Origin of the sequence: Nostoc sp. JL31 (assembly GCF_017114965.1) — a bacterium.
GTDB lineage: Bacteria > Cyanobacteriota > Cyanobacteriia > Cyanobacteriales > Nostocaceae > Nostoc > Nostoc punctiforme_A.
This window is the reverse complement of the sequence record NZ_JABXKO010000106.1, coordinates 59,357-73,068: the sequence shown is the minus strand read 5'-3', so window position 1 is coordinate 73,068 and position 13,712 is coordinate 59,357. Positions and strand designations below refer to the sequence as shown.

Sequence of the window (13,712 nt, the reverse complement as noted above, 5' to 3'; positions counted from 1 at the left end):
TTTCATCATTATTTGGTGATATGCATCTACCATAAGCGGCTGATTTGCTAGTAACTGTCTATAGTATTTGTGACTGTAAGCATAAGCTTGCCGGGGTGGCACGTTTATAGTTTTAAATTGACTTATGTCACTTAAAGGATAAAGTGACCGTTTTTAAAGCAAAAAGTGGCCGCAGAACATAACCTAAAGCGGAAGGGTATTTGAAAGGATTGAGTGCGATCGCTTGCAAAGTATGGCAACGGGAAAATAAGCATTCCAGCTTGATTGGGGCGGCCACTTTATCCTTTAAAAGCGGCCATCTTATCCTTTAAGTGACATCCTGCGGCAAGGTTATGCTTTCAAAAGCGGCAAACTTATGGTTACAGTGACAGTATTCCGTTGTTGGTTCAAAATTTGATTCAGGATGAGTTGGGGTGATTGATTGGCAATGATAATACAAGAGTGACACAAAAAATCAATGTCTCTTAAACAATCTGCCGTATCTGGTATTAAATGGTCTTTAGCTTCGCAATTAGGAAGACAGATAATGCAGTTACTAACAACTGTTGTTCTAGCTAGGTTCCTCTCACCTAATGATTTTGGTTTAGTGAGTATGGCAACCATTACTACTGGATTTATGACCTTATTCAGTGACTTAGGCACATCAGCAGCTATTATCCAACGCAAGCAAGTTTCTGATTCCCTTGTAAGTACATTATTTTGGGTTAATGGAATCTTTGGAATATTAGCAAGCTTTATCCTTATAGTTTGCGCTCCTTTAGTGACTTACTTTTATCAAGAGCCTAGAGTAACAGAACTTTTAAGAGTTCTGGCATTAACTTTTATAATTTCTGGTTTTAGTATTGCTCATAAAGCAATTTTAGAAAAAAAATTAGACTTTAAAACTTTAGCTAAAATAGAAAATGCGGCTGTTTTTTTAGGAGCTATATTAGGTATTGTTTCTGCATTTACTGGCTTTGGTGTATGGAGTTTAGTAATACAAACACTAACGGTTGCCGCTATTACATCAATACTTCTATGGAGTACAAGTCAATGGAAACCTCAGTTTATTTTTTGCTTCAGCGATTTAAAAGAAGTTAGTAGCTTTACTTTAAATCTAACTGGCTTTACTATTTTTAATTATTTTGTCCGAAACAGTGACTATATTTTGATTGGTCGGTTTTTAAGTTCCCAAGATTTAGGCTATTATACTTTAGCATATCGTATTCTGGTTTACCCTATCCAAGGTATTTCTGCCGTTGTTGGTAGGGTTATGTTTCCTATTTTGTCTAAAATTCAAGATGATAATGCTAAATTTAGGAGCATTTATTTAAAAGCCATTACAAGAATTAGCTTAATTACTTTTCCTTTAATGACTGGAGTATTTGTATTATCTGAACCCTTAATACTGGCATTTTTTGGCCCGCAATGGCGACCAGTCATTATCCTTGTAATGATATTATCTCCTCTAGGACTTATACAATCTGTAGCGATGACTGTAGGTTATATCTATAATATTAAAGATCGTACAGACTTGTTGTTTGGCTGGGGCATAGCTACAGGATTTCCAGCTATTATTGCTTTTGGAATCGGTTTACACTGGGGGATTATTGGAGTTGCCACAGCCTATAATATCTATTATTTGTGTTTGGTAACTTATCCCTGTTTTGCTATTCCTTTCCGCCTCATTGAACTACCTATGGGCGATTTAGGTTTAGTGCTTTGGCGACCGTGGTTTACTAGTTTAATAATGTTGATAGTTATTTCAGCGCTAAAATTTATATTGCCTACCTCTCTAGCGAGTATTTGGATATTAGTAATTTTAGTTCCACTAGGAATTCTTAGCTACTTATTGGCAAGTTGGTGGATTAATCGACAAGAATTACTAGGATTTATAAATTTTATAACCCCTTGTAGCAAAGAACAATTAATTGATTAATTTCCTTACTGGGTTAAGTGAAACAAAAAATTAAGGTTTTAGCCATGTACTTAGATGCCTCACTATGCTAACTAACTATAAAAGCATAAATACCCTTTTAAAATATACTCTTACATTAATATCAAAAAAAATGATTAATAAGTTGATAATGAAGCTGAAACTTACGTCAATAAAAAGGGTGATTAATAATAAAGAAAGAGATTTTTTATCCCCAAAAATCGGAATTGGCAATATAGATAATTTTGGACATAGAAAAAGCATTTTTAAATCCTTAAAAAAAACTATCCCTAATTTTTCAGGAACTCTCTTAGATGTAGGTGCTGGTTATATGCCTTACAAATCTCTCTTATTAGAGCCACCAAGTCTAGTTGAGAAATATATTGGTTTAGATTTCCAGGATAACCTGTATACTAAACCTGATCTAATTTGGGATGGAAAACACATTCCTTTAGCAGATTCTTGTATCGACTGTGCTATCGCAACTGAAGTATTTGAACATTGCCCAGAACCAGAAATAGTAATTAAAGAAATTCTAAGAGTCTTGAAACCTGGAGGTATTTTATTTTTTACAGTTCCTTTTTTATGGCCACTCCACACTGTTCCCTATGATGAATATCGTTACACACCATTTTCTTTAGAACGCCATCTTAGGAACGCTGGATTCGACAACATTCAACTGCAAGCTTTAGGTGGATGGGATGCATCTCTAGCCCAAATGATAGGATTGTGGGGACGAAGAAGATTCGGATATTCAATAAATCATAAGCCACTTGGATTATTGATTTCAGTAATAATTTCAGTAATAGTTTTACCGATTGTCTGGATACTTTATAGATTTGATAAACCACCAGAGGAATTCCGCGAATTTTCAATGATAACTGGGATATCTGGTACGGTTAGAAAACCTTCTGCAATAACTGTGTAATTTCTGCTCTTCTGCTCTAGAGGTATAGATTAAATGATACATCAATTAAACAGAATAAAAATAAAATTATCATTTATTAGCCAATATACTACAAGTATTTTTAAGGATAAATATGAATGTCCGATGTGCGGGTATATTGGCGCATTCTTTGACGTGAATCCTCCAACAGGTTACAGAAAAAATTGTTTATGTCCTAGATGCAACTCTGCTGAAAGACATCGCCTGCAAAAGCTTGTTTGTGATCGCATTTTTGAAAACGTTGATCTTACTAATGCTAGTATTTTGCATTTTGCACCGGAACCTTTCTTTGCTAAATATTTCAGGGACAAGTTTCAAAATTATACAAGCGCAGATTTACTAATGAAAAATGTCGATATCAAATGCGATATGACTAAACTTCCATTTAGAGAAAAAACCTTTGACTTTATTTTTGCCTCTCATGTACTAGAACACATTAGCGATGACATGAAGGCACTCTCTGAGATTAAGAGAATTTTGAAACCCGGAAAATCCATTGCTATTCTCCCAGTACCTATAGTTTGCAAGGAAACTGTTGAATATTTAGAACCAAATCTCTTAGAAAACGGGCATATTAGAGCGCCTGGGAAGGATTATTTTGAGCGATATATGCAGTATTTTTCCAACGTCCAGATTTTTAGTTCCTCTGACTTTTCTGAAAAACACCAAACATTTATTTATGAAAAAGGCAATATACTTGGAGAAAAACGGGATGATTATGTCCCGGTTTGTTTCCTCTAATTTTACTGGGTTGCAGAGATAAAATATTACATTTGATTCTAGGAAACGCTAGAATCTTCTATTTAATTAGGTTCCTTTATTTGGGTGTTGAAATTATGTCTCTGGCTGTTATTGCACCACAGATTGGCGCTCTGTCTGAAACATTTATCCGACGACATATGGAAGATTTACTTCCAGGAAACACTGTTGTTGTAACATCTAGTAATAGCCTTCCTTATAGTGGGCACTGGGATGTTGACTGCCCCAAATTAATTTTCAATCGCTTCAGTTTGATTGAAAAAGGATTTGGGAAAATTGCCAAGACGTTTTTCCCTGGATATCCTACATTTTACTCGCCAGTAAAGCAGTTTTTGTGCAAGCAAAATGTCAATGTCATTCTCGGAGAATACTTAAATTATCCTATTTGCTGGCTTCCTTTGGCTCAAAAGTTAGGAATTCCTTTTTTTGCTCATGCTCACGGAATGGATGTTTCGACTCTTCTGCGTCAAAAGAAATGGCAAATTGAATATTTGCGTTATAACCAAGCGGATGCAATCATTACAGTCAATGAAATCCAGCGCCAGAGATTAACTGAGCTAGGTTTAAAGGCTGAGAAAATTCATGTTATCCCTTGTGGTGTCAAAGTTCCCTTTCAATCATTTGTTAGGAATAATCAACAAGAAATCATTCGCTGCATAGCAGTTGGGCGAATGGTAGCTAAAAAAGCTCCTCTCTTGATGTTAGATGCTTTTCGTCAAGCAACAGAGGTTTATCCTGATTTACACCTTGATTATATAGGAACTGGGTCTTTATTTAAGTCTGTACAAAAATTCATTCAGAGTTGGAATTTAGAGCAAAAGGTGACATTACATGGAGGTCAACCCAATCAAGTAGTCCTAAAACTAATGAAAGAGGCAGATATCTTTTTACAACATAGCATGACCGATCCCAAAACAGGAGATGAAGAAGGACTACCTGTAGGTATTTTAGAAGCAATGGCATACAGTTTGCCCGTTGTCTCGACCTATCATGCAGGAATTCCCGAAGCTGTCAAACATGGCGAGACAGGATTATTAGTAGAAGAGGGTAACAGTAAAAAGATGGCTGAATATCTGATTACTCTAGCTCATGACGCTCACTTGCGCGTTCAAATGGGAAAAGCTGGTTGGCAAAGAGCGCGACAGAATTTTTCATGCGAACTAGAAGCTGAACAACTTCGGCACCTCATGGGACTTAAATAATGAGAATACTAACTCAAAAGCGAACAGTACTCAAAAACAATATTCGCAATTTCAATTTATATAGTATTGGTTTCTTGTTTATTAGTTTAGCTATTTGGTTTTTGATGCCAATAGTTGGCATATTTCCATTACTTGTCTTTGTCCAGCTAAATTTATTAAAATCTGACAATTCAAGTAAAAATATAGGTTTTTTAAATAATTTAGTTTTAATATTAATAGTTATCACCGTCTGTATTTTCTTGACATCTTATACAATTTATTCTGATCTTGTATATTATGTTCAAACCTATGAGCAATTAGGTTATTTAAATCCTTTAGATGCAACACTATCATATGGAATAGGATCTGAGTTTGTTCCTTTTTTAATTGCATATATTGTTTATAATTTGACAAATGGCTCTGTTTATCATTATTTATTTATTAATGCACTTATTATTAATACATTAGTGGTTTTTGTAATTAGTAAGAGACTATCATCAAAATACTATCCGATTTTGCTAATAGTAGTTTTTTCAACACCATTTTACTACTTCCAGGTTCCAATAATAAGGCACTCTTTATCTAACACTTTTTTAATGGCAGCTATTGCTTTTATGGAATCCTCTGGGATTTCATTTTTTGCCTACTTATTACTCGCAGTATTTTCTCATTTTTCAAATATTATAAATATTGGCATCTTACTTTTTTTGAAAATATCTAAAAATAAATTTAAAAGTATTACTTTAAATAATAAAGCCAAAAAAGGCATACAAATAATAACAAAATTTGCAATTTTAATTATATTTATTTCGGCTGTTATTTTCGTATGTTTTAGTGGAGGAATATCTTTAACTATAATTTTACCTCTGATAAACTTATTTAATTTTAATGAATCTTATTCATTCATGCTAGAGAACAAATTAAGCAACTATGATACTTATGGTGATATGCTAGGTGGCAGTATTTTTGACAAAATAATTTTTTTATTCATGCAAATCACAATTTTTATATCTTTAATAAAAACAAAGGATATAATAATTTTTAAACATAAGAATTTGGCATTAATAATTATTTTTTCTATCCAAATTATTTCATATATCTCTGGAGCAATTAGTTTAGTAAACTGGAGAATTTATTATTTGTTGATTTCAATGCACGGACTTTTTTATATACCTATTATGAAAAATATAATTCCAAAAAATATTTTTTGGAATCGTCTAATCGTGATTTCAGTAGCAGTTCTCATCACTTACAATCTTAGCCTATTCTTTAGAGGTCTTATAGGAGGCTGGATAGTTGCTCCAGAACACATATTTTTTAATGGTAGACCTTTGGAAATGACTTTATTTGATTATATAGAATTTTTTATCAATGCTACTCCAAATAGATAGTTATTTACTCTTGCATTTACAAAAAAATGCCGCAATATCTGGTAGTAAACTCCAATCTAGGAAAGTAGAAAAGTGTATAAACCATGAGAGACTGTAGAATACAACCAACAATTGTTGTTGCTGCTTATAATCGACCTTTATCTTTGAAGAGATTGTTAGATTCCTTATCTAAGGCATCCTTTAAGGTTTACTCAAATATTAAGCTCATAATCAGTATTGATTATGGAGGTTCTTCTCATGTTGCAAAAATCGCACAGGAATTTATTTGGAAATATGGTGATAAAGAAGTAGTTTTGCATTCTAGAAATTTAGGTTTAAAGAAACATATAATTTATTGTGGGAGTATTTCACAGCAGTGCGAAGCTGTAATAGTTCTAGAAGATGATTTGTTTGTGTCACCTGAATTCTATAACTATTCCTGTCAAGCATTATCTTTCTACAAAGACGATAATCGTATAGCCGGAATATCTCTTTATTCGTATTTATATAACGAGTATGCTCAACAAAGGTTTATTCCGATTAACGATGAATTTGATAATTATTTTATTCAAAGTGCAACATCTTGGGGACAGATATGGACAAAACGTCAGTGGAAAGATTTTTTAGAATGGTTTGCAAATGAAAAATGTGAAAGTAAGCAATTGATGTCAGCTAAAAATCTTTTAATTCCTGATGAAGTACTAAGTTGGCCGGAAAAATCATGGAAGAAATACTTTATTAAATATATTGTTGATAAGGACAAGTTTTTTGTAGTACCTCGAAAGTCTCTAACAACTAATTTTTCTGATGCAGGAGAAAATTATGCCTACTCAACTTTTAGACTTCAGGTACCCTTGCAAGTGCTGCCTCAGCAGTATAAATTTTCTCTATTGAGCGAGTCTAAAGTTATCTATGATAGTCACTTTGAACTCACATCTGACTGTATAAAGGGGCTGAACAGTAACCTTGCTGGCATCAATTTTACAACAGACCTATATGGGACTAAAAACCTCGATAAGATATCCACTGAATATTTGCTAACAATACGTGACACCAGAAAAGCATCGTTATCTTATGGCTTCAGCTTAGTTCCACCTGAGCTTAATATTATTTTTGAGCAGCCTGGTTCATTCTATACTTTATGTAAAGTGGGTGATTGTCTCAAGGAGATAAAATTTAAAAAAATAAAACAATATGCCGCAACTACTTCGGATATAGGTACTAAAAAGCTAATTAGTTTAATTGTATATAATACAGCAAGGAGATTTATAGATTTATTAAAGACTAACTAGATTCATCTACTGATTTTACGATTGTAACTTCAATTCAAAAAGCTCTTGGACAAACGAAAGGTTTTTTAAGTCTTTAGGCTTTGGTAGACCAGTAGTTTCTTTTGATTCAACAAGATTAAAAATATATAGTTTTACTTTACTATAGGTAGAAACCAAATGATTATTTGCGATATAGTGACAATTAGCAAAAACGCTGAAAATATAATTGCTAGAACTATGACAAGTGTTAGTAATCAAGATTATAGTCATATAAATCACATCATTATTGATGGACAATCTACTGATTTAACTATCGATATTATTAACAATTTTCCGCATAGAAAAAATTGTTATGTCTATTTTCAAAAAGGTAGTGGTATCGCAGCAGCATTTAATGAGGGACTTAAATATGTAACAGATAATTTAATAATCTTTTTGAATGCCGGAGATACATTAGCAAATAGTCAAGTTATTACTAAAGTAGTGGAATCATATCAAAATAAAAAATGGCTTTGGGCTTTTGGAGAAACTATATCGTTTAGCCGCAAAGGATTCCTGAAAAGGCATATTAAACAATATAGCCAATGGAATCAAGAACTATTTTTATATAGTAATCCTATATGCCATCAGTCTACAATTTTTACTAAGGAAATTTTAGAAAAAGTAGGATTATATAATGAACAATTATTTTTAGGTATGGATTATGATTTTAATATTAGAGCTTCTTTGATAGAAACGCCATATCTTCTCAAATTTCCAGTTTCATGTTATGACACTACAGGTGTATCTTCTTTGAAGGTTTTTCAAAATTATAAAGCACATAGGAATATACGAAAGAAATACTTTATATATAACACGCAGCGTAATTTACAACTTGATACTATTGGCTATATCAAAGCAATTCAACGTTTTTGTATGATACCATTAAAGTTATATTTATGAGTATTTCAAATATAAAGTTTCCAACCTTAACATTGGCCATTCCCGCATACAACGAAGCAGGTAATATAGAACGCATCATTCAAGGTTTTTTAAAAACTGAATATCCAAAGTTAATTGAAGTAATTGTGGCTGATGGCGGTAGCACAGATGGCACACAAGATATTGTCAATAAATTGTCGTTAGAAGATTATAGAGTCAAACTGCTACACAATTCATTAAAAGTTCAATCGGCTGGTCTAAATCTGATACTTAAAGAATGCACAGGTGATATATTTCTCAGAGCTGATGCTCACTCTGATTACGCACCAGACTATATAGAACAATGTGTAGAAACATTATTAGAGTCCAAAGCCCTTAACGTTGGTGGCGCACAAAGATTTGTAGCTAAAACCGCGTTTCAGGCGGGGGTTGTGCTGGCCTCTAAAAGCATTTTGGGAAGTGGTGGTGCCAAATATCGAGATTCTAATTATGACGGTTACGCCGAAACAGTTTATTTAGGGTGTTTCTGGAAAGAGGACTTGCTAAAATTATCAGGATACAATATAGAATCGACTCCTAATGAAGACTATGAGCTAAATCTAAGATTGAAGGCATATTATTCTGATAATTCAAAAATTACTAATCTAGATGATAGGTTACATCACAAATCAACTGGCTTAGATGATAATGAAACTAATAAAGCTATTTACATCAGTTCCAAAATTCGGGTGTGGTACTATCCCAGAAAAACCTGGAAATCTATTTGTATTCAATACTTTAAATATGGCAGAGGACGTTACTTAACTAGTATTAAACACAAAAATCAATTGCAACTGAGAGGAAAACTACCGTTTTTATTTATATCGGCCACACTGTTGCTATCACTTATTGATTTGATCGTTCCTCAGTTATCTCTACATACAGAAGCATTGATTCTAAGTGGCTTACTTTTTCCATTTGGGGAAAGCTTACGCACAACTTTTAAATTCCGTAATAATTTTACTACAGAGTTATGGCGCGGGAAAGAAGACGAAATTCCTTCTTGTTTAAGTCTGTGCTTTTTTTGTGGAGTTACCTTACTAACTATTCCAATTGCTCACTTTTCTGGCTACGCATATCAGCTATTTAGACGTGGATTTCTGAGAGTTACGGGTTGGTACATAAAAGAGATTTCAAACGAGAGTTAAAACTGGCAGCACTCCGCCTAGTTACAATCCACAAAAACGATCGCCCACAATCTCGCAACACCCGTACTAATGATTCTGAGGGTTGATATTGAGAAGCTACAGCAATATTTACAAGCAAATTAACAAAACTGAATTGAGTATTATGGATTGGAAATACAAAGCTGGACTACAATATATCTTCTCGATAATTCCTTTTGGAGAGGATATAAACTATTTCTTTCAAAAGAATATAACTAAAAATTTGCCGCTTAAAGAACCAAAAATAAAAGAAAAATTATTGATTGCAGCGCAACATATTGAAAATTTTCATAAATATAGTTCAGATTCTCTTGAGCAAGCTACTTTTTATGAATTTGGAGCTGGATGGGATTTAGTACAACCTTTACTCTTTTATAGCTTAGGAGTTAATCATCAAGTTTTGATAGATATACGTAAATTAATTCGTATTGAGTTAATTAATAAAGCTATAGAAGAAATTCAGCACATAAGTAACTATTTAAAACTTCAACGTATACCAAAAAAATATTTAAAAAATAAACTTGAATGTATTGATGAATTAATACAATTCTATGGAGTACAATATCGAGCGCCATTCGATGCTAGGAAAACTAATCTGGAACAAGAAACTATTGATTATATTGTTTCAACTAATACTTTAGAACATATTCCCCTAGATGATATTATTGCTATTTTAAAAGAATGCTATCGCCTTTTAAAAAATGATGGAATTATGAGTTTTAAAATTGACTATCAAGATCATTATTCTTATTTTGATAGTAATATTTCTGTGTATAATTTCCTTCAATTTAATAATAAAATTTGGAATTTAATATTTAATCCTTCATTACATTATCAAAATAGACTACGACACCAGGACTATTTAAATATATTTTCAGATGTTGGATTTTAAGTTTTAGAAGATAAAATTATAGAAGGAACAGAATCAGATTTAGATAAAATAAACAAATTATCAATTAGTCAGGATTTTTGTCAGTATAATATATCTGCGTTATCGATTCGTGGCACAACAATTGTGTTAAAAAAGAAAACATATAAATAACTATGAATTTTGTTAAATCAATATAGCGTCAACAGTTTTCCCTTCGTAAGTTTAGTAATTCCTACTTATAATGAAGCTGCTAATATAGAAAAACTAATTAGAGGATTCATTTCAACTTTTTATCTCAATTTAGTTGAAATAATATACAATCCTTTAAAAATCCAATCAGCTGGACTAAATTTAAGTTTGCAAGAATGTATAGGTGATATTTTCCTGATATCTGAGGCTCACTCTGATTACGCACCAGACTATATAGAACGATGTATAGAAGCATTATTAGAGTCCAAAGCCCTTAACGTCGGTGGCGCACAACGATTTGTAGCTAAAACACCTTTTCAAGCAGGGGTTGTACTGGCTTCTAAAAGCTTTTTAGACAGTGGTGGGGCTAAATATAGAAATCCCAATTATAACGGATATACTGACACAGTGTATTTAGAATGTTTTTGGACAAAAGAGTTACGTAATGCTTCTGGGTTTGATGTTTCACAAATTACTAACCAAGATGCTGAATTAAATCAGAAATTACTAAACAGAAATCCCCAAGCTATCTATATTAGTTCAGGCATTCGAGTATGGTACTATCCCAGAAAAACCTGGAAATCTATTTGTATTCAATACTTTAAATATAACAGAGGACGTTATTTAACTAGTATTAAACACACAAAGCAACTGCAACTTAGAGGAAAGCTACCATTTTTATTTATATCAGCTACACTAGTGTTATCGCTGATTGATTTCATCGTTCCTCAGTTATCTCTACATACAGAAGCATTAATTTTGAGTGGCTTAGTTTTTCCATTTGGGGAAAGCTTACGTACAACTTTCAAATTCCGTAACGAATTTACTACAGAACTTTGGCGCGGTAGTGAAGATGAAATTCCTTCTACTTTAAGTCTGTGGTTTTTCTGTGGAGTTACCTTGCTAACCATGCCAATTGCTCACTTTTATGGCTACGGATATCAGCTAGTGAGGCATAAGATTTTCAAAGTAAATGCTTGGTGATATGTTTCAATTCAATTATAAATGGAAATAGAAAATGTTAGAACATCAAATAGAAACAGATATATCCAGAATTGAACGTGAGAAAAAATTTCATGATCAAAGATTTGCTAATGATTCTCAACGAAGCAAAAAAGTTGGTAAATTTTATAGGTTAGCTCAGTCTATTAAAAAAGAGTATAAGCAATTATTAATAAAAAATTGTGAAGGTTTAACAATTATTGAATATGGATGTGGAACTGGCAGTTATGCCTTTATTTTAGCTAAGAGTCAGTCTAAGAAAGTTATAGGTATTGATATATCTCCAGTAGCCATTGAAGTCGCTAAAGTACAGGCATTAAATGAAGAAATAGGAGAAAATATTTCATTTGAAGTCATGAATGCGGAGGAATTAACATTTAACCCTTCCTCAATAGACTTAATCTGTGGGTCTGGAATTCTGCATCACCTCGACCTGGAAAAAGCAATTAAATCAATAGCTGATGTTCTCCAACCAGAGGGTAAGGCTATTTTTATTGAACCGCTTGGGCATAATATACTTATTAACTTATTTCGTAGTTTAACACCATCAATTCGCTCTGAAGATGAACACCCTCTTCTAGAAAGTGATTTAAAATTAATAAAACAATATTTTAAAAATATAGAAATAAAGTATTTTTATTTGACTTCACTGCTGGCTATTCTAATTGTAGATTTTCCTGGTTTTAGAGTGATATTACGTATCCTAGAATTTTTAGATCAATTGCTCTTCAAATTGCCATTTTTACGTAATCAAGCATGGCAGGTATTAATTCAAATATCTGAACCTGTAAAAGAGTAATTTGATTAAGGTAGTTTTTCAAAAAATTAGTAGATAGATAAAAATTACGATGGGACTTAAGTCTAGAATTAAAACTGGCTCCAGTCCGCCCAGTCGCAATCCACAAAAACGATCGCCCACAATCTGGCAACACTCCCACCAATGATTCTGATGGTTGATTTTGAGACACTATCGCCACGAGCGTAACCACAATCCCCTGACTACCCAAAACAATAGTTTATAACCCTATTCCAAGTAAATCACTCACAAAAAAATATATGAATAATAAAGTAATTCGACGATTGAATAATCAACAATTACAACAATTTGATCGGGAATATGTTGGGGATTTAGAATGGAAAACACTTAAAAGTTTAATAGAGCATAATTTTAACGGGCAAACATTTTCTTTTCTTGATATTGGTGGTGGTAATGGAATATTCACAGATAGAATATTGAAAAATTATCCTGAATCAGTTGGTACTGTTATTGATAATGCTAGTACTCTCCTAGAATTAAATAAACCTGATATAAGAAAAACATTGTTATTAGCTTCTGTAGAAGAATTAAATAATATTTGTGCAGAGAATACGAAATTTAATTTAATTTTCTTTAATTGGTCACTTCATCATTTCGTACAAGATTCCTATCATGAAACGCGAAAAATTCAATATGAAGCACTAATTAACGCTTGTAATTTGTTATCTGAGAATGGTTATATTTCTATTTTTGAAAATATATATGATGGTATCGTTTTTACAAAATTACCTAGTTATCTTATATTTTACCTAACATCTAGTAAAATTTTAGCTTCTACTATGAAAAAAATGGGTGCGAATACAGCAGGTTGTGGGGTTTGTTTTTTATCAAAAGCACAATGGGAAGACACAATAACCAAGGCTGGATTAATTGTTTCCCAGTATACAGATTATGAAAAATGGAAGAATATCAATATTCTGCGGAGAATTTTTCTACATATTGGTCCCGTTCGTCATGGACATTTCTGGTTAAGCAAGAAACAGAACTGCTAACTGATTCAGTTTTAAAATAAAGTTGAGCAAAGGTAAATAATTTTAAACGTGGATTTAAACTAGCACCAGTACGCGTAGTTACAAGCCACAAAAACGATCGCCCACAATCACGCAACACCCGCACCAATGATTCTGATGGGTGATTTTGAGAAGCTACCGCCACAGGTGTAACCACAGTTCCCTGACTACCCAAAACTATGGTTGCGATCGCTCTTGCTCGCCTCAAATGATAATCTGACGTAATCAAATAAATATGCTGTAACCTCTGGTGAG

The 13,712-nt window shown here is 32.8% G+C and carries 12 protein-coding genes and 1 pseudogene; 12 read left to right on the top strand and 1 reads right to left on the bottom strand.

Annotated elements, in window-relative coordinates; all coding sequences use genetic code 11:
* The first annotated feature begins 457 nt into the window (after positions 1–457).
* The 12 genes from HWQ43_RS26225 to HWQ43_RS26170 all read left to right on the top strand — a co-directional run bounded on the left by HWQ43_RS26225 (position 458) and on the right by HWQ43_RS26170 (position 13,439).
* Complete coding sequence (locus HWQ43_RS26225; RefSeq protein ID WP_292739113.1) at positions 458–1,918, top strand: MOP flippase family protein; 1,461 nt, start codon at positions 458–460, stop codon at positions 1,916–1,918.
* Between the two features lie 64 nt (positions 1,919–1,982).
* The gene (locus tag HWQ43_RS26220) at positions 1,983–2,843 is read left to right on the top strand and encodes a class I SAM-dependent methyltransferase (protein WP_292739111.1); all 861 of its coding nucleotides are present in this window, start codon (positions 1,983–1,985) and stop codon (positions 2,841–2,843) included.
* A 33-nt stretch (positions 2,844–2,876) separates the two neighbouring features.
* On the top strand, positions 2,877–3,602 hold the full coding sequence (locus HWQ43_RS26215; protein WP_292739108.1) for a class I SAM-dependent methyltransferase: 726 nt from the start codon (positions 2,877–2,879) through the stop codon (positions 3,600–3,602).
* A 95-nt stretch (positions 3,603–3,697) separates the two neighbouring features.
* Positions 3,698–4,822, top strand: coding sequence for a glycosyltransferase family 4 protein (locus tag HWQ43_RS26210; protein ID WP_292739105.1), 1,125 nt, complete (start codon positions 3,698–3,700; stop codon positions 4,820–4,822).
* Complete coding sequence (locus HWQ43_RS26205; RefSeq protein ID WP_292739103.1) at positions 4,822–6,192, top strand: hypothetical protein; 1,371 nt, start codon at positions 4,822–4,824, stop codon at positions 6,190–6,192. Before HWQ43_RS26210 ends, HWQ43_RS26205 begins: the two co-directional genes overlap by 1 nt.
* Before the next feature lie 83 nt (positions 6,193–6,275).
* Positions 6,276–7,463, top strand: coding sequence for a glycosyltransferase (locus tag HWQ43_RS26200; RefSeq protein WP_292739100.1), 1,188 nt, complete (start codon positions 6,276–6,278; stop codon positions 7,461–7,463).
* Positions 7,464–7,619: 156 nt separating this feature from the next.
* Complete coding sequence (locus HWQ43_RS26195; protein ID WP_292739098.1) at positions 7,620–8,384, top strand: glycosyltransferase family 2 protein; 765 nt, start codon at positions 7,620–7,622, stop codon at positions 8,382–8,384.
* A complete protein-coding gene (locus tag HWQ43_RS26190; protein WP_292739096.1) occupies positions 8,381–9,550 on the top strand; it encodes a glycosyltransferase family 2 protein in 1,170 nt (389 codons plus the stop codon). The genes HWQ43_RS26195 and HWQ43_RS26190 overlap by 4 nt, the downstream gene beginning before the upstream one ends.
* A 142-nt stretch (positions 9,551–9,692) precedes the next feature.
* On the top strand, positions 9,693–10,460 hold the full coding sequence (locus HWQ43_RS26185; protein WP_292739094.1) for a class I SAM-dependent methyltransferase: 768 nt from the start codon (positions 9,693–9,695) through the stop codon (positions 10,458–10,460).
* A 159-nt stretch (positions 10,461–10,619) separates the two neighbouring features.
* Entirely contained in the window at positions 10,620–11,612 is a 993-nt protein-coding gene (locus HWQ43_RS26180; RefSeq protein WP_292739092.1) for a glycosyltransferase family 2 protein, read from the top strand.
* Positions 11,613–11,646: 34 nt separating this feature from the next.
* Positions 11,647–12,429 (top strand): class I SAM-dependent methyltransferase, encoded by a 783-nt coding sequence (locus HWQ43_RS26175; protein ID WP_292739090.1) that lies wholly within the window; start codon positions 11,647–11,649, stop codon positions 12,427–12,429.
* Positions 12,430–12,686: 257 nt separating this feature from the next.
* On the top strand, positions 12,687–13,439 hold the full coding sequence (locus HWQ43_RS26170; protein WP_292739088.1) for a trans-aconitate 2-methyltransferase: 753 nt from the start codon (positions 12,687–12,689) through the stop codon (positions 13,437–13,439).
* Here the strand turns inward: HWQ43_RS26170 and HWQ43_RS26165 are convergent.
* A pseudogene (locus tag HWQ43_RS26165) lies at positions 13,357–13,712 on the bottom strand (hypothetical protein); the annotation flags it as partial. The gene HWQ43_RS26170 and the pseudogene HWQ43_RS26165 sit on opposite strands and share 83 nt — an antisense overlap.